This is a genomic window from Anaerotignum faecicola (assembly GCA_024460105.1).
In the GTDB taxonomy this organism is placed as follows: Bacteria; Bacillota; Clostridia; order Lachnospirales; family Anaerotignaceae; genus JANFXS01.
This window is the reverse complement of record JANFXS010000008.1, coordinates 1-23,309: the sequence shown is the minus strand read 5'-3', so window position 1 is coordinate 23,309 and position 23,309 is coordinate 1. Positions and strand designations below refer to the sequence as shown.

Genomic DNA, 23,309 nt, shown 5'->3' with positions numbered 1-23,309 from the left:
TCGGAAAATTCCAAACGGCGCACAGCTATAGGATAAAAACGCACACAAATAAGCCGAAATTAAAAAATCAATCTGTTTTCGGCCTTATTTGCGCGCCGTAAATAAAATTAATTTCCAAATCGCTGTAAAATTTTTAATATATGTTGCAAAATCGATGATATGTATTGTATAATACAGGTTATAAAAATAAGCTTATCTTTTTTGTTACAACATAATCACGATTATGTTATTATAAGCCCCAGCTTTTCAATTTGTTGCGCATGTTTGCGCCCGCTTTCCATAATGTAAATCCTGGTAGTATTTATATTAAAATGCCCAAGAAGATCCGCAAGCTTCACTATATCTTTTTCCATCGAATAATAAGACTTCGCAAATAAATATCTGAAATTGTGCGGGTAAACCTTTTCTCCGCTTACCCCGGCATATCGGCACAGCCCTTTCATTTCCCGCCAAATATTGCTCCTGTTAAGAGGTCTGCCGCTTTTGGAAGTAAATACAGGCCCGGTAATTTTGTTTTCTTCTTTTATATAGTTTTTAAGCAAAGCTCTGAGCTTTTTAGGCAGAAAAACAATCCGCCTTTTTCCCTTGCAGCTGACTTCCGCGCGTCCCTCCTTAACGGCTTCGACAGTAATAAAATTCAGCTCGGAAATCCTTATCCCCGTAGAACATATACTTTGCATCACAAGAGACAAGCGTTTCCTGCCGCTCCTGCACGCCGTCTCCACAAGCTTTCTGTATTCCTCTTTAGTAAGCTCTTTCTTTTCATTCATAAATATTTCTTTCTGCCTTTTAAACGGCTTAATAATAAACTGTTCCCATTCCATAAACCTGAAAAAGCTGTTTGCCGCGGCAATATACGCATTTGCGCTTGAAACGGCATACCTTTGGGAAAGCTGTTGTTTCCATTCCAACAGACTGTTTTTTGAAACCCCTTTCCCTTCCGAATATTCGTAAAGTTTTCCCGCAACCCGTACATACTGCCCTATGGTTGCGCCGCTGCGCTCTGTTATCTTCAAATGCATGTTAAACTGCCGAATATCTTCACGGCTAATAATATAATCCATTTATTCTGCCTCCCGAAAGTTTTATACATATCATTTCATAGTCCCGCCGACTTTATTCTAAAGGATTATTTTATTTAATATGAAATAAGACAAAATAAATTTTTTATTCCGCCGTTTTTGGTTTTGGTTTTACAATGACCAGCGCGTCTTGCAAGAAAAACTTTCCGCGTTTCGGCCCTGCCTGCGCTTGCCGCCGGAACCGCCGCGTATGCGCTTACGCGTCTTGAACATTAAAAAATTTTCTTTGCGAGATCTGAGGGTTTTCAGCAGTATCGTCATAAAAGCAAAGTCGCCGCGAACCCTGAGCCAAGCCGCATTGACGCGGCTATTGCGCCTCTCCCGCCGATTAAAAACGCGTGCGTCCATGTAAGCCGAGATAAAAAATCAAAAAAATATCTTCGGCCTCCGCGCCTTCCAAACCGTTCCGTCCGTCCCGAACCGGTTTATAAAGAAAGCTTTCATGGATAAACATTTCTTTATGGAATCCGTATAAATTCGGACTGTAATTTATAAATGCCCGCCGAAAATCAAACGTATTTGTTTTTCTAAATCAAACGGATGCGCTTTTCGGTAAAGCTCGGAAACAAAAATCTTATGGGAACGCCATGTAAATACGGAAACATAATTTTTCCCGCAAAATATCGGCGGCGTTTTTATTGCAACTGCAATCTTCACGGCTAATATCGGCGGCATTATTATTACAACTGCAACCTTCCCGGCTAATATCGGCGGCTTTTTTATACTCCACACACATTTTATAATATATTCTTTTCCGCCCGCTTCCGTCCTGCACGAAAAACTCCGCAAAGGCATATTTCCGAATAAAACCCCCGCCGCCGATACATATTTCAAGTTTCCCGGCGAAAGATTTAAAATGTCAGGCGCAATATAAAAAACGCCGCCATAAAGACAGCGTTCCTTGCCGTGTCCAAAAACGGACCCGTTTCAATTCTTGCTTAAAAATAAACTATCAAAACAGCTAAAACGCCGCTTAAAGGAGATTCTACCGAATACGGCCGTTTTATACATCCGCTTTCTTTTTAACTTCGGCATTGTTCCCGTTGGTTAAATGGAAAACCTTATTTATTCTTCTGTCTGTGACGGCTTAACGATTTAAATAACCGCGTCCATATTTTCAAAACCGCCTATTTAACGGTTATATCCCTCGGAACCTGAACCTTAAACTTTCTCCCATCGCCTACGCTTGTAACGCCAAAATATGCCGTAAGCGTATATTCCCCCGCCGGCACATATATTTCGGGAATCGAAAAATATTCCTCCCAAAACGCCGCGTCCTCATCGTCAGGGTTCCACATGCCGCCTTTAAGGAGTTCCGCCTTGCGAACCTCGCCTTTTTCCCACAACTCATAAATACCGATTTCGTCCGTAATCCCGCTTATATCGTATATGCCTCCCGCAAGGCCTACGGAAAGGCAAGGATCTCCTCGGCATATATATATGTAGTCTTCAGGTCCGATATACGCCGCCTCGGCATAAGCCGTTATCTCGCTGTCGGCTGTAAACTCCTTCGGGGAATAAATCCGAACCATAAACTCGTCGCTTACAGCTTCAGTATACGCCGCGTATTCCTTAACCTCAAATTCTTCGGAGTTTTCATACCTTAAACGGCTGCGGATATATCCGTCCTCAACTCTTATTGCATATCCGTTTAAAAAAATAACTTTTACAGTTCTTTCCGGGAATTCTTTTCCGCTGTATAAAATGCATCCGTTTCCGTCTTTATATCCGCTATCGTCATACTTAAAAAAATCCCTATCAAAATATGTAAGAACATTTTCCAAGTATTCTTCAACCTTATCCCTGCCGCCGTTTTGAATATCCGTTTTTATAATCGGCATATATATTTTGTCAACGCCGCTTAAATCGTCTATATAACAGCTAAGACTTCCGTCGTTTTCATTATATTCGATTTCCGCGTACTTGCTTCCATATTCCTCTATAAAACTCAGAGGAACCATCAGCTTCCCGTTTATTATCAACGGGGCTTTTTCCAGTCTGTAAACTTCCGAAACCTCGCTTCCGCCTTTACAATCCAATGGATAATCTTTTAAAATTAAGGCCTTGTCGGCTCCAACCGTAATTTTAAGTCTGTCGGCCATATAAGCGGATTTTGTTTCGTCGTTCCAACAAATTATATCATTGTTGAACAATGCCATAAAATCGGCGGCAGGAACCATAACTACGCCTTCCGTTTCCGCCGGCGGAACCGAAAATTCAAAAGGTTTTCCGTTAACCGCGGTTTTGTTTACAGCGCCCTGTGCCGTCACGGCGTATAGTAAGCTTGCCGCTGCGGCCAAAACTAAAAACATTTTCCTCATAACTTCTCCCCCGTTCCAAAACAGATGCGCACTAATCAAAAACTCACTTTTAAGCACAACTGTGCATATGCCCCATATTTTCTCCGTCTGCTTATGAAACCGCCTTTAACTGCCTATTTAACGGTTATGCCCCTAGTCGCGGCGGCTTTAAATTCCCTGCCGTCGCCTGCGTCCGTAATATTAAAGTTTACCGTGAGCGTATATTCCCCCTCCGGCACATATATTTCTGGAACCGAAAAATATTCCTCCCAAAACGCCGCGTCCTCTTTGTCCCAGCCGCCGCCTTTTACAAGATCAAACCTGTAAACCTTGCCTTTTGGCCATGTTTCATAAACCCCTATATTGTCAACTGAACCGCCGATATTGTAAATGCCGCCCTTAAGACTGATTGTAATGCACGGCGCGCTGTGGCATATATATGCCGATCTCTCCGGCCCGATATATTCCGCCTCTGCATATGCGGTTATTTCTTTTCCCACGTCAAAAACTTTATCGGAAAAAAGCCGCACCCTGAATTCACTGTTTGCAATCTCCGTATACTCTTCGTATTCCTTAACCTCGAAACCTTCCGTTCCTCTTTGGCTCACGGCATAATTATAATTATCCTTAACATTTATTGCATAATTGGCTAAAAAAGTAACGGTCACAGTCCTTTGCGGGAACCTTTTCCCTCTGTAAACGATATTGCCGTCTCCGTCCTTGTACCCGCTTTTATCGGCTTCAAAAAGTCCGGCGTCAAAATATTTCAAATATTTTTTCAGGCTTTCTTCCAAGTCCCCCATATCTCCATTTTGAGAGTCCGCCTTTAAAACCGGAAAATATCGGCCGTCTATTTTGGTCATATAACACCTTATATACCCGCTTTCCGCATCGTATGCAAATTCTGCGGCGCCCTGTGCATATTCTTCAAGGAAACTCACGGGAACCATCATTTTCCCGTTTATTATGACCGGGAGCTTTTCAAGTTTATATACCTTTAAATATTCCTCGTTTTCTCCTGGAGTCCAGCCGTATTTTTTTATAACGGCGGCCTCTTCCGTTCCCGCGGTAACTTTTAGCCCGTCGTCCATGTATGCCGATTTAGTTTCACCGTCCCAATATGCCATATTGGTATTAAAAACATGCATAAAATCCATAAGCGGAACCATTACTGCGCCTCCCGTTTCATAAGGCGTAGCGGAAAGTTCTATTTCCTGTCCGTTAACCTCCGCTTTCGGCACGGCCCCCTGTACCGTTGCGGCAGACATTAATCCCACTGTAACGGCCACGGCCAAAAATATTTTCCTCATATAACATCCATCCTCCCTTCACAAAAATACTCGTATATTAAAGCGGCGGCGGCATAAGCCGCATAGTTAATTCAAGCATAACCCATTACTCTTCAAATTTCAACTTTTTGTTCATGCCCTCATATATTTTCTTTATATTTTATGGCTTTTAGTGCCTTGCCGCCTAGCTTTGGGGCCGCGAATTGTATCCACACATTCCCGCATAAAGCGGCGTGCCCTTTCCGTATTTTAAGCCGCGGCTTAAACATCCGCATATACATTGCTCGCCAACCGCTTTTGGCGGCGACCTTAATATGAAGTATACTTCACTTTTTTCTTGACATACAAATCCAACGGTGATAACATGAAGTAAACTTCATACTGTTTGGAAAGAGGGAATATATGAAAACCAAAGTCAGAGAACTGCGTTTGGCAATGAAAATGACACAGCATCAACTTGCCGACCTTGCGCATGTTTCTTCGCGTACAATTATATCAATCGAAAAAGGCCAGTACAGCCCGTCGCTTATGCTTGCATACAGGATAGCCCTGCTGTTCGGCGTGTCCGTTGAAGAGCTTTGCTGCCTTAAAGAAAATAAAGAACTGGAGGACAGAGAATATGAAAATTTATAACAGAAAGACGTTTTATTTCGGATTTTCCTGCATATTATTATCCCTGCTTAATTTAATAACTTCTTTTTTTACGGGAATTGAATTTAAAACCGTTATACTCGCCCTGCTTCTGATGTTTTTCGGATTGGGATCTTTGCGTCGCTGTTTTTCGTCAAAACTGTCGTTTGAAGATAAACTTGACGAACTCGACGAACGAAACCGCCTTATTGACATGAAATCCAAAAGCAAATCGTTTACGCTCACACAGGCAATATCATTTATATTGATGCTTGCGATGCTGATAATGGGGAAATTATCGGGTTATGAAGGTTTTATAGGCATAGCCGTGGGTCTTGCGTTTGCATTTACAATTTCCATGTTCGCCGAAATTGCGGCGTATTTTTATTATGAAAGCAAAAACTGAACAACAGGCCGTGTGTAAAATATGTATTCAGAGCGCAAAACATTATATAAGCTTTAAAGCTCTGTCAAAGGCCTTTTGCCTGTAACTCCGCTCTGCAAAGGCTGAAAATGCACCCGTAAAGCCGCCGCCTTTTCATCATGGCGGCAGTATGGCCTGTACGCATGATTAAAAATATAAAAGGAGGTAAATTTTATGATATTGTACTTTTCAGGCACAGGAAACAGCGAATATACGGCGAAACGTATTGCCAAAGCTAACGGCGGAAAAGCCGTCGATCTTTTTGATAAAATCCGAAACAACGACTTTTCCGAAATACATTCCGACGACCCGTGGGTTATAGTAACGCCCACTTACGCCTGGAGGATACCCCGTATTGTGCACAGATGGCTTGAAAATACGCCCCTTACGGGAAATAATGAAATATACTTTGTAATGACGTGCGGCGAAAATATCGGAGCCGCCGAAAAATACCTTAAAACTCTGTGCCGCAAAAAATGCCTTAAATTTATGGGATGCGCCGCCGTTATAATGCCGGAAAACTATATTGCGCTTTTTTCTACGCCTACGAAAAGCGAATCGCTTAAAATCATAGAAAAATCGGAAAAGGCAATCGGCAACGCCGCTAAATTTATAAAACGCGGCAAAACTTTTCCACGCCCGCATATAACGCTTAAAGACAATATAGAAAGCGGTGTTGTCAATATGCTTTTCTATCCCGCCTTTGTGCATGCAAAAAAGTTTTATGCAAAGGAAAATTGTATTTCATGCGGCAAATGCGTTTCCGTTTGTCCTCTTTTCAACATAAGCCTTAAAAACGGCCGTCCTTCCTGGGGCAATAACTGCACTCATTGTATGGCGTGTATATGCCGCTGTCCCGTTTCCGCCATTGAATACGGAAGACACAGCAAATCCCTGCCGAGATATGTATGCCCCAAAAATATTTAATCCTTTCCCAACGGCATAAGCTTAAGGAATCAATATGGCCAAGCATAAAATACAAAAACAGGCGTACGGTTATCTTAAAATCCGTCCGTACGCACAAAAAAAGGCGTATTCCCATATATATTCGGAATACGCCTTTAGATCTATATGCGCCGCCGCAAAATCCGGGACGTTTTGTACATAAACATTCTTCCGTTAACAAATATCGGCGGCGGCCTTTTTTAACCTGATACCGCTTTTGCCTAAGTTTGATTTTAAATTTCTTTTTCGCTTCACCGGAAATTCTGCCGAACATCATATGTAAAAGCGGCGCGGCAATATGCGTAAGGAATGTAATAGCCGCAAAGCCGCCGGCAATTATAAGGCTCATGCTCCCCAATATTTCGCTTTTGGAGCCTGTTGAAAAAATCATAACTGTACTAGTATTGTCGTAATCGCCGTCATAAGTATATGCCTTGTCGGATAAAACGCCAAAACACCTCCGTCATTTCCATTTCGGTTATAAACACAACATCCGGTATGGTAATTATAAGCATATCCGCTATAACGGCAGGGCTGTCGCACATATATTTTCGCGCTCATCCCTGTTTCGTCAAGCTGTTTAACCGCACTTTCGAGGGATAGCCGCAACTTGATAACGTTTGCGGCAGATTGGCTTGCCAAGGCCGTCGGCCTGTTCTTAGACGCCGGCAGCGATTTTTTGTTTCTTCAAGCATGAACCCTTTGTTCCGTTCCGATTCATTCAGCGTTGCCTAAAGCGGCGGTTATTCGGCCTTGAAAACCGCCATAACTTAAAAACGGTATACAGCCTTTCAAGTCAGTCATTTTCTCCGGCTCCTTCTTTGGAAAGAAGCTTTTTATAAGACATGTCCATTCCGGCGGCTCCAAGCGGCGCCGTTATCAATATCGCCAAAACTGCAACCGAAAGCACAATCTTTCCACATGGCAGGCCCATTGCAAGCGGTACGGAACCTATAGCCGCCTGTACCGTAGCTTTGGGCAAATATGCCGTTATGCAAAAAACGCGCTCCCTGAAATTAAGGTTCGTACCGGCCAGACATATGCACACTCCCGCGGCACGGAATAAAAGCGCCGTAAAAATCATGATTACGGCGGGGATTCCCGCGGACAAAGTGTACCGTATGTCAACCGCCGCCCCTACAAGCACAAACAGAAGTATTTCGGCGGCAATCCACAGCTTGCCGAATTTTTCGGAAAGCCGCCGCGATACGGACGGCGCGCATTTGATTTTCAGCATGCATGCCGAAGAAACAACAGCCAATAACCCCGATACGGGTATAGTTCCTTTAAGCCATGTTTCAGCCGCCATGAGCAGGAATGACACCCCAAGCACAATTATTGTTTTCGTACTGTTTCGTATATAATTTTTGCCGGCATATGCCGTTTCAAAGAACGTCCCGAGCATGTATCCGGCGGCCGCCCCTAATGCCGCGCCCAGCAAAACGGAAACGGGTATGTTTATAAAATCCATAATGCCGGCCCGGCCTCCCTGCGCCATGGCCGTGAATGTCGAAAACAGGACTATCACAAATATATCGTCACATGACGCGCCGGCCAGAATCATCTGCGGTATGCTTTTGTCAACACCGTATCCCTCATCCATAAGCCTAACCATACGAGGTATAACGACGGCAGGCGAAACGGCCCCCAGAACAGCTCCCATAACGGCGGCTTCAATCCTCGTAACGCCAAGCAAATAAGGCGCAAATATAAAAAACGCCAGTATTTCAAAACTCGCCGGCAAAAACGACATTAAAACCGCCGGCCTGCCAACCCTTTTCAAATCCGAAACATTAAGGGTAAGCCCAGCTTTTATGAGTATAATAATCAGCGCCATCTGCCTAAGCTCGGAAGATATTGAAAGTATCGAACCGTCAAGCAGATTAAGAACGTAAGGCCCCAGTATCGTTCCTACGGCAAGCATGCCTATAATCCGAGGCAGTTTCACCTTTTGGCACAAAGCGGCCGCCGCAAGCCCCGCAAGAAAAATAAATGCGAGCGATGTAAGCATTTTAAATCCTTCCTTTACAATTTATTTTATTCCGTATCCGGATATTATTTTACGCCGTATCCCGATAACGGAATTACAGCCCATTCCTCTTTATAATACCAATTTGCACCGGTTCATCAGAAGTTTTTAGATACGAGCGGTATTCCCTGCCACGCTCTGTACAGACTCTTGAATTTTAAAAGACGGCCGCATAATTTTAAAATCTTTTTTACGGAATTTATTTTTCATTTCTCCCGTCCGCATGCCTGAATGGCAAACCCGGCGGGAAACGCAAAAATATGTTTTGTCCAGGCATATTTTTAAGACTGTTTTCCTAGTTTCCCCCTCTCCCATTTGCCCGTCTGTTTCAAGCCCCTCATGGTAAAAATATTTAACAGTCCGTATCAGCCCGTTTTTGCCGCAAACCGCCGTAACAGCCCCGCAGTTAAAAACTATTTTCGGTTTTTAACCTAAAAAAAGCCGACGATCCCTACGGTAAATCCGTAGAAGTCATCAGCTTATCAAAAGCGGTTTTGGCTACCCAAGGGAGAACTTCATTCCCGTTTGTATATTATATACTATTTCAAATTATTTGTAAATCCGATATTTTTAAGATAAAAAAGGCTTCAAAAATTCAGGCAGTTGAAATTCTTTTCTGAATTATGTATTTTTAATCGGCTTAATAAAACAATCCCTTTTTAAATCCCTAAAAACAAATTATACGTTTTTATTTCGGTTTCCGTAAACGCCGTCATTTTATCGGCCAAGTAAAGATATGGCCGCTCTGAAAAGCCTTTTGTACGCCTCAGTGCAGACAGTAAACAAAACCGTCCCAAAAATACACAAAAAATAACACGGCTTTAAACCATTTTAAAACCATAGGAATTCCCCCAACGAAAAAACCCTTCAAACTTCGCCGTTTGAAGGGGCTCTATGCAAAAAATTCAATATTCGGCTTCAAGTTCGCCTTCTCCGTTAAACGCCAAGTCGAAAGGCTCTCCGGATATAATTTCAATGCGGCCGCTTTTTTCCGCTTCTTCCGCCATTGCTTCGGAAATTAAGATATTTTCGATTTCCAGCGAGTTCTTAATAATTATGATCCTCGGATTGTCATAGTCGATATTAAGGGCGCTTGCAACGCAGGCTTTCATAACTTCCTCTTCGCTGTCGACAATAATAGGTATCCTAAACGCCATTGGATCATAGCTTGTAATAAAGTTCGGATATGTATCGTCAAAGCTTAACTGTTCAAAAAATTTCCTTGTGGCAAGATCCGCCCTGCCCATTCCGGTTGCGTTTCCGTGGGACTCCGCGCTCAAACCGAATATGCCTATCCGCTGTGCGTCGATGCCCATTTTGAGTTTTGTGTTCACGCACCTTCCGACAACATTCGGGTCCATTCCCGCTCCCGTAAAATTTTTGCCGATTTCTTCAACAATAAGCACATCACAGCTGTCAAACCATATGCGGCCCATGGATTTTTTTGCTTTTTGAAGTATTTCGGGCTCCTTCAACGGTATCTCTTCCCCAGGCATCACAAAAACGCCGTTTGTTTTGTCAAAGGCATTTTCTAAAAGGGCCACTCCCATAACGACATTTGCATGTTTTATAACTTCCCTGCCGTTAAGGCCTATGCGTTCCGACATGTTGTCGTCGCCGCCGGCATGGCATATATGCGCGCCGTACTGCTTGCCGAGGCCGATTGTGAGCATTTTCATAAGCCCGCTTTCATAAGGCCCCTGAAAACTTGTATGCGCCTTCACCCTGTTTAAAACTATAATGCCGTCGGCTTCAAAGGCGTTTTTATCAATACATACGTCAAAGCCTTCCATACCTTCGCGGCCTTCCGCACGGCTTATTTTCACGGTTTCCATGGACGAAAGCACAGGACATCCTATACTTTCGGCCGTAATACCCAAATTTTTAAGTATTTCAACCTGTCCTTCGGCCGTAGCGCCGCCGTGGCTTCCCATGGCCGGTATCAAAAAAGGCTCGGCCCCCATGGATTTAACATAATCCGCAAGGGCTTTTGTAACAAAGGCCATATTTGAAACGCCCCTGCTGCCGCATGTAATGCATATTCTCTGCCCCGGTTTGATCCTGCCTTTTATTCCTTCTTTTTCAAAACCTTTTTTCAGTTCTTCCGATATTTCGGCCGGCGTCATTTCGGTCTTGTCAAAAACCTGACGCGCCTTTACAAATTTCGGCAGTTTTATATGCCCGATAAGGTTTGTAATTCCGGACACTCAAAAACCTCCTTTCGCACGGCGGCATATTAAACCGTTTCCGCCGCCCCTTCGGGAAACAATGCCAGCACGGCTTCCGCCATATCCCTGCTTATGCCGTCCAGATCCTTATTCTCCGCATACGCCTTCAAAAACGCCGCAAAAGCGGCTTTCGCCTCCACAAAAGGCCCGGGCACATTTATAACGTATGTGCCGCCTTTCTTTCCGCAGAAAAGCTTTGTCCACATATGGCCGTTTTTTCCGTAAATCTCATGCGAAGAATATTCATCCAAATACTTTTGGAGTGCGGAATGTGTAAAATCCTTCCCCAACGTCGGGCTGAACCTGTGTCCGCCGCCGCTTCCGCCGATAAGGGCTATTAAATCCGGTTTTTTATCCGCCGTTTCGGATATTTTGTCAAGTATTGCATTTTCGTTGTCTATAATAGGGGCCAGTCTTGTTATTTCGGTTTCAGGGTATGCGGCCACAGCCTGCCTTATCATTTCCGGCGCGTCCAAGTCAAGCACGACTCCGTTTTTTATCTCGTCGCCTGTAGGCAGTATATATATTTTGTTCATCAATACTCAATCCACCTTTCCATGGCGCAGCTTGATTTCGGCTCGTCAGGTATGGAGTTATAATCCACGTTTACAATTTTGTCGCTGCACGCCATTTTCGCAAGGTCGGTAACGGTTATGCCTTCGGCAAGGGCTATGCTTTCCATAAGCCCTTTTTCGTCGCGGCGTATCTTTTCAGGCTCTACGCCGTATACGTCCATTTCTATGCCTTCGCCCGTAACGCCTATAACGCGCACAAAAGTTTTTAATTTTTCCGTCAGTATGTCTTCAAGCATTTTAGTGTTGAGCCCTTTAACCTCAAGGCCCGATATTTTTAAAACAAGCTTGTCGGCATGAGCAATAATATATTCGCGTCCCATTTGTTCGCCCCCTTATGCCATTTTAAACCGTCGGCGGCCGCAGGGATGCGCTCCCCATTTCAGCCGCGGCGGTTTAAAAATTGATTTTTGCCTTATGATTTTTCGCTTAATCGTATAAACCCCTTAAATCAAACAGCCTGAACCCATGCGCCTTTAATACCGCAAAACATATGCGAAAACGCCTCCGCTCTCTCCATGCGCCGCGTCTTTCCTTTACTTCCGCAGAGTTTTGCGCCGTTATTTGTGAATCTAAGGCGCGGCGGTTTAAATTTCGGCAAAACGGATTTCCGTTATGTCTTTAACCATAAACTTCTTGCCGTCGGAAATACCGGGCACAATCTCGTCTGCCCTTGCGATAATTTCTTCCCTTGAAAGGGGCTCGCTCTTTTCTTCAAGCCAGCTGCGCTTAATGCCTACGCTTTCAAGTTCAACCCACGCGCGTTCTTCAATGTTTTCAAAAGCGATTTCACTGCCGAAAGCCTTTGCAATGCTCAAAACTGCAGGCGAGCATCCAATGTCACGTCCCGGCACAAGGCCTATTTCAAGGGCGCGCAGAGTATATTCCGCCAAAACGGCTTTCGTGCCGGCAATAGCCGGATAATCGCTTTTAACCGTTTTTGCATATACTCCGGAATTGTGGGCCGTTTTTCCGGCACCGTAGGAACGGTTGAAAATACGCCCGTAAGTTTCAAAAACAACCATGCCTATGCCGACGGATACTTCAGGGCCGGAAAGGCCGATTAAAACTTCCCCGTCTTTCATAATTTCAAGGGCGCCGTATGCGGGTATGAGTATTTCCGTCATATCGACAACGTCCATAACCTCCGAGCCCGTGTTGTTGTTGGCGATTTTTCCTGTGATTGTCTGCGTTTCGTTATGAGGCACGCGCGGCCATCTGTCCTCAAAGTTAGGCCCCCTGTAAAGGCGTTTGCCCCTGTAGGCGTCTATAGCGTCCCACTGCTTCATATGAGGTTCTTCTTCCAAAAGCTTTTCGGAATACGGCTGTTCCGAAACCTGAAGGAAACCGAAATCCCTGTTTACCATTCCGTAATCGATCGACGCAAACGCCACAACCGCAAAATCCACAACAATGCCGTCGCTCGTAACGGTAATCGAATCCATGTCTATAATGTCTATTGCCGCCGGTTCCTTAAATCCCCTTGCAATAGCTTCGCAAGCTTCGCGGTATGTAATACCCGCCGCCATAACGTCCTCTTTGTCAACAAATATTAAGTTTATAGGCACCCTGCCTTCGGCCGCGCCCTTCGGCACGAGCTTATATTTCAATTTATTCATCAGAAATTCCCTCCCGTTATTAATAAGCCTGTTTTATGCAGTCCTCGCCTGACGTCAGTCGTAAGCGACCCTGCGGTCGTCCACAACTTCGCTGTCATGATAGTAACATTCCGGCGCTGGGGTAGTGATGAACATGCTTTCAAGTATTGTTTTTTTGCTTGTGCCGTCTTTCTGCACTCCCTTAATAACCACGGTGTGTATTGTTTCCGGTATCTGGGGAAGAACCGTAACTTCAACCTTAGCGACGTTCGGATCCTGTGTAATTTCAAGAATTTCTTCTTCAATGCGTCCCACCCTGAGCGACGCAAGCTTTGCGCTTTCCATGTTTTCAAGCCCGACAAGTTCAACTTCCGTTTCGCTCCTGAGCTTTTTGCCGGCTTCAATTACTTTCTTTTTGAAGTCCGGAAGCTTTGTATGCATAAATTTCATAATTAAAACCCCCATTCATATTCTTTATTAAAACCGCCCCTTTCCGGGGCGGCAGACTAATTTCCGCAATCAGGCTTCTTCATCGGCAAAGAAAGATTTGTCCATTTCCGTAGGCCCTTTGTAAGTAGCTTTTGAAACGAAGTATAAAAGCAGTACGGAAACAGGGATTGCAAATATCGCGCTGGCGATACCGTTAATAGGCTTGCCGGAAAATTCGTTCACTAAAGTAATAACGGTTCCGGAAACAATCGAAGCCACAGCCCCCTGTTTTGTCACTCCCTTCCACAGCAAAGCCGCGAAAAGCGCCGGCGTAATAGCCGAGGAATACAGCGCGTAAACATAGTTCTGTATTGCAAGCACGTTCGGGAAGAAACGGCACATTACAAAAGCTATCACGGCAAAAATAACAAGGCACGCGCGTATATACCATACTTTCCTTTTTTCAGTTGCGTTTTTGTCAACAAACACAAGCCATAAGTCCATAACGCCGCTTGTTGTTGCCGAAAGAAGATAAGAATTTGCCGTTGTAAGTATTAAAGCCGCGCCGCACGCTACCATAAGCATTCCAACGATAGGAGAAACTGCCGAAGCATATGTGAAGAAAAGCAGGCTTGATTCCAAATCCGGGTAATATACCCTTAAAACCCAGCCCAATGTTGATGAGCAAATCATAACTGCAAGTATAATTCCGACAAAGATAAATATTGCTTTTTTGAGTGTTTTATCGTTTTTACCCGACGAAAGCCTTTGGATAAAGTTCTGATCGCCGATTATATTCATTGTTCCGCCGAACGTGAGGGCAAGCCATGCCAAAGCTGGCATATTTCCCAACGGGAAACTTGCCGTGCCTTCCGCAGCCCTTTCAACCACGCCTTCAAACCCGTTCAAAGCCCCAACTGAAACCGTAAGCGCAATCACCATTGCGAACACAACGAATATAGCGCTTATACAGTCCGTTACGGCAACGCTTCGCATACCGCCCATCATAGCGATGCTCGTTATGATTATAACGCCCACAACCATTGCAACGTCTATGTTCATGCCCGTGCAGACATAAATCGCATTGCCGAAAGCCTTAAACTGGTACGACGCCGTTCCCACATACGCAAGCACAATTACAACCGCGCTGAAATATTTTGCAAACTTGCCGTACCTGTCTTCAAAAATACTGCCTACGGTCATAGCGCCGCGCCGGTTAACTTTCTTTGCAATAACATATAACAAAAGCGGAGCCAGACAGGAAAAAAGAGTATATCCCAAAGCCGGGAACACACCGTAATCCGCGCCTACCGCGAGGCTTCCTCCGGTAATCGTGCCGCCGCCTACCCATGTGGCCGCCATTGTGCCGCCGAGGACTATCGGGCCAAGCTGTCCGCCCGCAAGAACCATATCTTTTGTATCCTTGGCCGGATTCCTTTTGCTTGCGACAGCTCCTACGCAGATAACAACACCTATATATACGACAACAGCTCCCAATAACATCCAGTTAATATTCATTTTAAGCCCCCTCTCAACCTCGGCGGGCGGTTCTCCCTTTTCCGCCCGCCGCCCTGCATGAAAACAGCAAACCCTTTATTCGTTTTCCGCGTCTACAGCCGCCATTCCTTTTAATATGTAAGCCAGTGTTTTGAGGTCGCCGCAGAGTATATCCTCTTTATCGTCCACAGGACGGATAATTCCCTGCCTGTTTACCCATATAGTCCTGTAACCGAGCTTATTCCCCGGCACAACGTCGTATTTAAAGCCGAAGCCTGCATGCATCATTTCGTCAACTGTAAGGCCGAGGCGTTTCCTTGAAAGGTCGAACCCATCTGTATGAGGCTTATAGCATCCCGCCATTTCAGCCGTTACAATGTCGTCAACCTCAATGCCGGCGTTTTTCAGACAAGCGTCGATAATATCGTTGTCTGTGTTTGTAAGAGCGACAAATTTTGTAAGCTTCCTTATTTCCTTTATAGCTTCAACGGAGTCTGGGAAAGCTTTCCATGTTGACATTGAGTTTGCAAAAGCCGTGCAGTCCTCTTCCGTAAATTTGAAGCCGAATTCCTCGCATGTCATAGCCATTGTATCGTAAAGGACTTTGCGGTAAGGCTTGTATTCCTGTATGTAATCAAACTGGATTTCCTCCCACCTTTGCTGAACAGTTTTCGGATCAACGCCGGTTATGCCGTATTTCGCCATTAAGTTTTTAAAAAACTCCTGAATTTCGCCTTCCCAGTCGATAACAGTTCCAAAAATGTCAAACGTAATTGCCTTAGGCACCAATTTATTCATATAAATGCTCCTCCCTTGCTTTTCCGGTTATGATAAAATTAAAATACCGCCGTAAGCGTTATAAATTCAGTTCTCCGCTTACATCTGTGATGTTAAAAGGTTATATATTGTTACTGCCGATTTTAAATTATAAAATCCTGTTCTCAGTTCCGCGCGCACCGAACTCTTAATTAAAATTATATTTATTTTTATCCAACTGTAAAACGCCACTTTACAATTAAAAGTATGTCAAACTTTCATGTATTGTATATTATTGCCAAATAATCTTTGTTATAATAAGCATCCTAACGTTTATATTGGCATTACTGCACATAAAATGCAATCAAAAAAAATATAATACATATATTTTTTACAATAAAAAACGCGGCTCCCGAAAATGCCGCGCTTGTTTTCGGGAGCCGCGCCCAACGCCGTATATTATAAAACCGTTTTTAAATTGAAACAATCCGATATTAATGCTTCAAGTTATATTCTTCCAAATATGTAATCGCTTCCATAAGCTTTTCCCTTGTGACTTCATACGGTACGTTGTGTATATCCTCAACGTCCAAACATTTGTCTATAACGGGAGTAAGTTCTTCCATTTTAACGTCAATATCGGCAAGCTTTGTAGGCAGACCTATTGATTTATAGAACGGATAAAGTTCGTCAAGGCGTTCAAGCTGGTTGTCATAAATAAGCAGCACGAGCACGCCGTATGAAACTACTTCCCCGTGAAGGTGATCCTTCTCAATCTGCGGCAGGACAGTCATACCGTAGAATATAGAATGGGCTATATTCGAATTAAGGGATGAATTTATAAATCCCGAAACAAGCCCCGTCGTTACAATATTGCACAGGCAGATCTGCTCAAGATCGTAGCTTGAAACATTGTTCTTACAGTCGTCCAAAGCTTTTTTGCTGTATTTTACAAGCGGTTTGTAGCACATGGAACCCATCTCGATTCCGAGCGCTTCTCCATGGGAAAGCTCCTTTCCGCGCCCGGCCAAAGACGTTTCAAAATGTTTTGCCATAGTGTCGCCGATACCGGTCCATAAATAAACCTCCGGAGCTTCGGCGATAATCTTTGTATTTATAAATATATGTACGGCCGGCCTGCCTGTTTCAACCGTTTCGCGCATAACGCCGCTCGGATAGTACATTATCGCCTCGGACGACGCCGCCGCGCATGTCCCGGCAATAGTTGGGAACGTAAAGACAGGCTTTTTTGAAACATATGCCGAATATTTGCATGTGTCAAGCGCTTTGCCGCCTCCGAAAGCGAAAATCATATCGGCCTGTGCAAATTTGTCAAGCGCCATTATATTTTCCGCATTTTCAAAGGACGCTTCTCCGCCGTACCATACGAAATCAAGTATTTCAATGCCGCTTCCGTTCAAAGCTTTTTCAAGTTCGCCTTTCGCCGCCGCCAAAGCCCTCTTGCCGCCTATAGCAATAGCTTTTGTACCGTACTTGCCGCATACTGCGGCTACGTCTTTATATGCCTCCGGCCCCACCGTATAATCCGGCAGGAACTGCTGTGAAAATCCATCTGATTTGTTTTTCATGCCACAATCCCCTTTCTTAGGTCCTCTTCGCAAAATACTCCCTCTTGAACTTATTTATAAACCATATTATAATTGTTATAGTCCGGCAGTAAAATCGCCGTTTTATAATGCCTGTCATGCCAAATTGTCATTCATTTTGTTTTTCGGGGGAGGTGCAGTGGTACGGAATCGTCTTTTTTAAAAGTTCTTATTGAAATTGCCAAATGCGGCAACATCACAAAAGCCGCCGCAAAGCTCGGATATACCCAAAGCGGGCTCAGCCATACTCTCAACCGCGTTGAGGACGAATTGGGCTTTAAGCTTTTCATGCGTTCCAAAAAAGGCGTAACCCTGACAAGCGAGGGCGCCGCAATACTTCCCATTGCGAAACAGATAGAAAGCGGCATGGAAAAGCTGCGTGAAACAATTACAAGCATACAGGGCCTGGAACACGGCAAAATAACGGTTGGCACGTTTACAAGCATTTCGACAAATATCCTTCCCCCTGTGTTAATGGCCTTCGGAAAGGACTACCCGGGCATTAAAATAGAACTGCTTGAAGGCTCCGTAACGGAAATACAGAACTGGATTATGGATCATACCGTTGACATAGGCCTTACAAGCCTTCAGGAAAATGAAGAGTTTGAACATAAAATCTGGTTTGAAGATCCGCTTTTGGCTGTTCTGCCGACGGATTTCGAAACTGAAAACGAAAATTATTTCGACATAAAACTGTTTGAAAAATATCCTTTTATAATGCCTGCAAATGAAAAAGGCTGTGATTACGATATTGAAAAATTTTTAGAATCGAACAACATAAAAATTAACGTCAAACTTTCATCCACAAGCACAATGGCAATCATAAAAATGGTTGCGCGCGGTCTTGGCGTCACTATACTGCCGCGTTTAATCACGCTGGGGCATACAAACGGCGTTAAAACGCTTCCTCTGCGCCCATACTGCTGCAGGAACCTGGGAATGGGATATATATCGCTTAAAAGCGCGTCGCCTGCAACTAAGAAGTTCATTGAATATGTTCAGCTAATTATCGACGAACGCAGAGGCAAAGAGCAAAACTACTTTTCATAGCCTTGCACATGTTTCTTCTGCGAAGCCGAAACGTTATAAACGCCTGTAACATATAGGCGACGGTTTGTGAAAGTTTTATATGCGTCCGCCGCTTTTGTTTACAGCGTCACGCACGCTTTACAATGAAAATTTTCCGCATTTTGCCGCGGCATGCTTTTTCCGCATGGTCCGATACGTCTTAAACGGCAAAAATTTCTTCCTTATAAAGCCGGGGAACTTTAACCGGCAGATGCGGCCTAAAAGCAAGGCAAAGTCAGGCACGCCGCCTTATCCAAGCGGCTTTAATGAGGCTGTTGCGCCTCTTATGCCGGTTAAAACCGTGAAACCGTAAAATTTATAACAATAAAAAAACACGCCAAATAAAGGCGTGTTTTTCGTTTCCGTTCTTTTAACCTGATAAGCGGACGCCATGCATATCTTTCACTGAACCCCATGCCGCCTTAAAAAAATACTTTAAATACCGCTTTATATAAAACAAGGCCTTGCGGGGTTTTCCTGCCGTAACGTCCTGTCCGGCGATCATGCAATATTCAGATATTTATTAACCTTCAATATCGTCGGCATCTAAATCACATTTGTATGTAAGAAGGAATACCCCGCCGTATTCGTCTTTGCATGACGTTTTTACTAGCAGGTACGGTTTTAAGTTTTCGTCTAATTTTTTTAGAACTTCCTGCCATTCCATTACGGCGTCATCGGGCACCTCTTTCGCCGCCTCTTTTTTCGCTTTTTCTATTTCTTCTTCAAAACCGTACTCCGTGAACTTCAACGGCGCTGTATTAAATTTTTCCATATCCTCTTTTTCAAAAGATACAACATATTCTATGGAATCATCTTCTACAAATACCGTTATGCCAAACGGCGTATCAAATCCATTTATTTTAAGGCCGTATAAAATCGTATAATAATCCTTTTTGTCAACCGAATTATTTATTAATTCTACCTCAAACTTATCGGGAGCAAATCCTTCCACATGCTCTGCCAAATACTCCGTAAGTTCATCCAAATCGCCCTTTGCACAGTCAATATTAAGCTTTTTGTCAACTTTAATAAAGCCGTATTCCCCCTTAATTCCATTGCTTTCATCTTCATAATTTTCCTTCGATTCAACAGCTTTTTCTTCGTCAGCAAAATTGCCGGCATCTAAATCACATTTGTATGTCAGAAGAAATACCCCGCCGTATTCGTCTTTACATGACGTTTCTATATATAGGTACGGTTTTAAGTTTTCGTCTAATTTTTTTGTAACTTCCTGTCCTTCCATTACGGCGTCATCGGGCACCGCTTTCGCCGCCTCTTTTTTCGCTTTTTCTATTTCTTCTTCAAAACCGTACTCCGTGAACTTCAACGGCGTTGATTTCAGTTTTTCTATATCTTTTTCATCAAAAAATACACGGTAACTTATTTCTTTATCGTCTTCCACAGAAACAGATATCGAATAAGGCGTTTCGAAACCGTTTATTATAAGTTGATATAAAATATTATAAAGATTTGCTCCGTCTGCATAGTTATTAATTAATGTAATCTCAAATTTTTCGGGGTCAAATCCTTCTATATTATTTGCAAAATATTCCGTAAGTTCATCTACGTCGCCGTTTGCACAATTAATATCAAGCTCTTCATCAACCCACATAAAACCGTATTCTTCCATTATTTTTCTCAGTTTTTCTTCATAACTTTCTTGAGAGCCTTCATTTGATGATCCATAAATGCTTTCCTGCTTTTCTTCTCCATATTTAATTTTATTATCATTTCCCGATTTATTTTTACTTCTCAATGCCGCCGTTATAGCCCTCTCCTCTTCCTCCGAAGGAAGTCCCAACTCCTCGTCCGAAACCGCATGCCAGCCCTCCGGAATATCGGCTCCAAAAACTGCAACGGAGCTTCCTGCACATAAAGCGGCGGCAACAAGCAAAGATATAAATTTTTTCATAAAACGCCCTCCTTTTTCTCCTAAAAATAAAATCACATCATTTTCCATCATAACGTCCATATACAGCGTTTGAATTATAATCGTTACTGCATATACCGCAATTAAAAATCATCGCCTCCCCGCCGAATACAACCTTATAAACAACAACCGTATTTACACCCCCTATTTAAAACATATCGGCGGCCGCCAATTTATTTTTCAGGGATTTAAAACAATTTTAGATAATAAAGATACGCATAAATATAACATGTTAAAACATTTTTATATAATTTTATATTAAAAAGAAACTTAATGATTGTATCTGCTTTTTATATCAAAATATACGTTAATGCCTAAACCGCAACAGAATTTTAACTTGCCATATTTTTTACAACCATTTTAAGCCACAATTGATGAACTTTTTATCCAAACCATTAATCGTCTATTTTTAATATAAATTTAATATACCATTTGCAGTTTAATCATATTCCTTTTATATTTATTTGTCAATATGTTACTAACAAATATATTTATTTCAATTAGTGGTATTAAAATATTATATATTCAAGTGTGCAATTATTTAGCTAACACGATATGCAACATAACGCCGCTAAATCACTCATTAAACTATGTCCTGCATAAAATGTGTTTTTAATTTTTGTTCCGTCAATATGGCAAACTGCCGCCGTGCCATATCCATTCCTGAATCTCCTGCCGAAAATTTGTAAGCAAATTACAAAACTATTCTTTTAGTTTTATCCGCATCTTAAACATAAACCACATCTTTCATTCAGAAGCAATATATGATGGGAAGTTTATTTTATAGCTTTAATTTATAAAGGCACACATGCCCTCAAATGAAAAATATTCCGCACTTCTGTGCTGCATACGCTCTCCATAGGTCCGCCGCCTTACTCTTACGCCGCTAACGCCCGCTAAAACCGTATGTGCTTTTCCAAAGTTAATAAAAAGGGCAACCAAACGCCCCCATCTAATTGATATACTTCCTTTAATACATAAACGACTTTTAAAGGAGGAATATAATTGATTAACGCAAGAAAAAACGACGACGTCTTAAATCCCGTGCATTATGAGTTTGCCAAAAGCCGTGAATATGTACGTTGGGAAAGCGAAGCAAAGAAAAATACATGTTATAACTGCAAAGCCCGTAATTTCAGAATATATTATATTCAGGAAATATCAGAATACTGGCCCGCGCATCAAAACTGCCGATACACTCTGACCGATTCCGTTTGCATAAATATGGATACCGCAACAATAAACGCCCCGCATAGCGTTCAGCCAAAATATATAATAAAGAATGAAAGTTACCGCAACGCTGTTATGCATATATCGAAAAAATACAGCAATGCAAACCATATGCTTCCGGAAAAAGACGGCAGAGAATACTACCAGGCGTCTGCGAACAGCCTGGACGGCCATTATATAATTTTTTCTAACGACAGTCTTTGTTTTATTACATATAATAATTTTAAAACCATTTTTCCCATAGAAGATATTGAAACATCCAAAAAAAGGCGGCCGAAAAAGAATTAAATTTTTTCGACTTTTTTAAAACAGAAATAGAGTTATACAATCAAAATAATATGGCTCCAATGGCTTATACTTATATTATGCATAATATTTACGATTGGTATTTATCTGACAGCCCGGCTGAGAGGGCTATGATTGAACGGCGGCTCAATATTTTCAAAGACACGGGATATAAGATAACGGGAATTGACTTTTATGACAACGGCATTAATTATCTGCCGGAAAAACCGAAAAAATCAATTGATTCCGAAACGCATTATTTTAGGAATGAACTGAATATCGAATATGAATGGGATGACTTTAATTTATTGAACAAAAAATTGCCCCAACAATATAGATGGGAAGAAATGACGTGTCCTGGAAATTCAATGCACCAAAATACAAGTTCATTTATTAAACCAAACAGAAAATATGTGTCTTTTGACGGTTATTTTGAAATCATATATTCATATGATAATATTTTGCCGAATGAAAAAAACGTGCCTGAAGATATGGGTACATATAATTACAGCCCTTCAACAGCTGATAAAGATTTTGCATACTTAAAACATTTTAAAGACGATGTGATGCCTTATAACAAATATAAAAATACGGAAGAAGAAATTTATCCACATTATGGAAAAAATAGGACTAAAAATTCACATTCATATAATTAAAATTAAATGCCTTATATCTTTACGCCGGAAATAAACAACAGAAACATTTATAAATATACCGTTTATACAGCATAAAAATCAAATACCGTTTCAAACTGCTAAATTATATCCAAATAATAATAAGCGTCTGCCATTCCAGATAAATTATAAATGAAATCTACAAATATTATTATTCTTTAATTAACTAAACAAAATTTCCCAAAATAATTATACTTTTGCAAAATCAAAAACCCTGTAAGTATGCATCTTACAGGGCTTATATAATTGCGGGAGCTGGATTTGAACCAACGACCTTCGGGTTATGAGCCCGACGAGCTACCGAACTGCTCTATCCCGCGACATCATTCAACTATAATTTATAAATAAATATAGATTCACTATAAAGCCGATGAACGGACTCGAACCGTTAACCTGCTGATTACAAGTCAGCTGCTCTGCCAATTGAGCCACATCGGCATATCAACTCAACAAAAATATTATACCACCAAACATATAAAAGGTCAACCCTTATGCCAGTGGTAATTACTGTTATATTAAGTTAACATTTCCTATACCTTCAAAACCGAATAAAGTATTCCTTAGTCTTCCAATCGTAATAAGTTTAACTTAAGCCTTCTACAGCTCTATGCCTTTATTGCCTCCTGGCTTTCCTTTCTTTGGTCAAGCCCTCGACCTATTAGTATCGGTCAGCTTAATACATTACTGCACTTACACCTCCGACCTATCTACCTCGTAGTCTTCAAGGGGTCTT

At 42.4% G+C, this 23,309-nt stretch carries 21 protein-coding genes, 2 tRNA genes, 1 rRNA gene and 1 riboswitch; of the genes, 6 read left to right on the top strand and 18 right to left on the bottom strand.

The annotated features are described in order from the left end of the window. Positions 1-221: 221 nt before the first annotated feature. The 4 genes from NE664_11965 to NE664_11950 all read right to left on the bottom strand — a co-directional run bounded on the left by NE664_11965 (position 222) and on the right by NE664_11950 (position 4,692). Positions 222-1,064 carry a tyrosine-type recombinase/integrase gene (locus NE664_11965; GenBank protein MCQ4727358.1) on the bottom strand — a complete coding sequence of 281 codons (843 nt, stop codon included), beginning with the start codon at positions 1,062-1,064 and terminating at the stop codon, positions 222-224. 507 nt (positions 1,065-1,571) lie between these two features. Next, on the bottom strand, positions 1,572-1,877 hold the full coding sequence (locus tag NE664_11960; GenBank protein MCQ4727357.1) for a hypothetical protein: 306 nt from the start codon (positions 1,875-1,877) through the stop codon (positions 1,572-1,574). Between the two features lie 332 nt (positions 1,878-2,209). After that, positions 2,210-3,403: a copper amine oxidase N-terminal domain-containing protein gene (locus tag NE664_11955; protein MCQ4727356.1), complete on the bottom strand. Its 1,194-nt coding sequence runs from the start codon at positions 3,401-3,403 to the stop codon at positions 2,210-2,212. A 113-nt stretch (positions 3,404-3,516) separates the two neighbouring features. Further along, positions 3,517-4,692: a copper amine oxidase N-terminal domain-containing protein gene (locus tag NE664_11950; GenBank protein ID MCQ4727355.1), complete on the bottom strand. Its 1,176-nt coding sequence runs from the start codon at positions 4,690-4,692 to the stop codon at positions 3,517-3,519. Between the two features lie 381 nt (positions 4,693-5,073). On the opposite strand from NE664_11950, the gene NE664_11945 reads away from it, so the two are divergent. The 3 genes from NE664_11945 (at position 5,074) to NE664_11935 (ending at position 6,652) form a co-directional block, all read left to right on the top strand. Continuing rightward, positions 5,074-5,304 carry a helix-turn-helix transcriptional regulator gene (locus NE664_11945; protein ID MCQ4727354.1) on the top strand — a complete coding sequence of 77 codons (231 nt, stop codon included), beginning with the start codon at positions 5,074-5,076 and terminating at the stop codon, positions 5,302-5,304. After that, positions 5,291-5,707 (top strand): hypothetical protein, encoded by a 417-nt coding sequence (locus tag NE664_11940; protein MCQ4727353.1) that lies wholly within the window; start codon positions 5,291-5,293, stop codon positions 5,705-5,707. The genes NE664_11945 and NE664_11940 overlap by 14 nt, the downstream gene beginning before the upstream one ends. A 192-nt stretch (positions 5,708-5,899) precedes the next feature. Further along, entirely contained in the window at positions 5,900-6,652 is a 753-nt protein-coding gene (locus NE664_11935; protein ID MCQ4727352.1) for an EFR1 family ferrodoxin, read from the top strand. A 405-nt stretch (positions 6,653-7,057) separates the two neighbouring features. Here the strand turns inward: NE664_11935 and NE664_11930 are convergent, their stop codons facing one another. The 10 genes from NE664_11930 to NE664_11885 form a co-directional block, all read right to left on the bottom strand. After that, complete coding sequence (locus tag NE664_11930) at positions 7,058-7,312, bottom strand: hypothetical protein (protein MCQ4727351.1); 255 nt, start codon at positions 7,310-7,312, stop codon at positions 7,058-7,060. Between the two features lie 154 nt (positions 7,313-7,466). After that, entirely contained in the window at positions 7,467-8,681 is a 1,215-nt protein-coding gene (locus NE664_11925) for a cation:proton antiporter (GenBank protein MCQ4727350.1), read from the bottom strand. 476 nt (positions 8,682-9,157) lie between these two features. Then, positions 9,158-9,231: riboswitch (Fluoride riboswitch) on the bottom strand. 373 nt (positions 9,232-9,604) lie between these two features. Then, a complete protein-coding gene (locus NE664_11920) occupies positions 9,605-10,906 on the bottom strand; it encodes a DUF362 domain-containing protein (GenBank protein ID MCQ4727349.1) in 1,302 nt (433 codons plus the stop codon). Positions 10,907-10,935: 29 nt separating this feature from the next. Beyond that, on the bottom strand, positions 10,936-11,463 hold the full coding sequence (locus tag NE664_11915) for a molybdopterin-binding protein (protein ID MCQ4727348.1): 528 nt from the start codon (positions 11,461-11,463) through the stop codon (positions 10,936-10,938). Beyond that, a complete protein-coding gene (locus tag NE664_11910; protein ID MCQ4727347.1) occupies positions 11,463-11,822 on the bottom strand; it encodes a hypothetical protein in 360 nt (119 codons plus the stop codon). The genes NE664_11915 and NE664_11910 overlap by 1 nt, the downstream gene beginning before the upstream one ends. 264 nt (positions 11,823-12,086) lie before the next feature. Beyond that, complete coding sequence (locus NE664_11905; protein ID MCQ4727346.1) at positions 12,087-13,118, bottom strand: hypothetical protein; 1,032 nt, start codon at positions 13,116-13,118, stop codon at positions 12,087-12,089. A gap of 54 nt (positions 13,119-13,172) precedes the next feature. Then, entirely contained in the window at positions 13,173-13,547 is a 375-nt protein-coding gene (locus NE664_11900; protein MCQ4727345.1) for a hypothetical protein, read from the bottom strand. Positions 13,548-13,616: 69 nt separating this feature from the next. Beyond that, a complete protein-coding gene (locus NE664_11895; GenBank protein ID MCQ4727344.1) occupies positions 13,617-15,044 on the bottom strand; it encodes a sodium:solute symporter family protein in 1,428 nt (475 codons plus the stop codon). 75 nt (positions 15,045-15,119) lie between these two features. After that, positions 15,120-15,821 (bottom strand): HAD hydrolase-like protein, encoded by a 702-nt coding sequence (locus NE664_11890; GenBank protein ID MCQ4727343.1) that lies wholly within the window; start codon positions 15,819-15,821, stop codon positions 15,120-15,122. A 452-nt stretch (positions 15,822-16,273) separates the two neighbouring features. Next, a complete protein-coding gene (locus tag NE664_11885; protein MCQ4727342.1) occupies positions 16,274-17,368 on the bottom strand; it encodes an iron-containing alcohol dehydrogenase family protein in 1,095 nt (364 codons plus the stop codon). A 189-nt stretch (positions 17,369-17,557) separates the two neighbouring features. On the opposite strand from NE664_11885, the gene NE664_11880 reads away from it, so the two are divergent. Continuing rightward, positions 17,558-18,436 carry a LysR family transcriptional regulator gene (locus tag NE664_11880; protein ID MCQ4727341.1) on the top strand — a complete coding sequence of 293 codons (879 nt, stop codon included), beginning with the start codon at positions 17,558-17,560 and terminating at the stop codon, positions 18,434-18,436. A 541-nt stretch (positions 18,437-18,977) separates the two neighbouring features. On the opposite strand, the gene NE664_11875 is transcribed toward NE664_11880, so the two are convergent. Further along, positions 18,978-20,369, bottom strand: coding sequence for a hypothetical protein (locus tag NE664_11875; GenBank protein MCQ4727340.1), 1,392 nt, complete (start codon positions 20,367-20,369; stop codon positions 18,978-18,980). Between the two features lie 1,023 nt (positions 20,370-21,392). On the opposite strand from NE664_11875, the gene NE664_11870 reads away from it, so the two are divergent. Both NE664_11870 and NE664_11865 read left to right on the top strand, forming a co-directional pair. After that, complete coding sequence (locus NE664_11870) at positions 21,393-21,905, top strand: hypothetical protein (protein ID MCQ4727339.1); 513 nt, start codon at positions 21,393-21,395, stop codon at positions 21,903-21,905. A 59-nt stretch (positions 21,906-21,964) separates the two neighbouring features. Continuing rightward, a complete protein-coding gene (locus tag NE664_11865; protein MCQ4727338.1) occupies positions 21,965-22,558 on the top strand; it encodes a hypothetical protein in 594 nt (197 codons plus the stop codon). 264 nt (positions 22,559-22,822) lie between these two features. Here the strand turns inward: NE664_11865 and NE664_11860 are convergent. The 3 genes from NE664_11860 to NE664_11850 form a co-directional block, all read right to left on the bottom strand. Next, positions 22,823-22,896 (bottom strand) — tRNA-Met (locus NE664_11860). A gap of 45 nt (positions 22,897-22,941) precedes the next feature. Continuing rightward, positions 22,942-23,014: transfer RNA gene (locus NE664_11855), tRNA-Thr, on the bottom strand. A 200-nt stretch (positions 23,015-23,214) separates the two neighbouring features. Then, a 23S ribosomal RNA gene (locus NE664_11850) occupies positions 23,215-23,309 on the bottom strand; the annotation flags it as partial.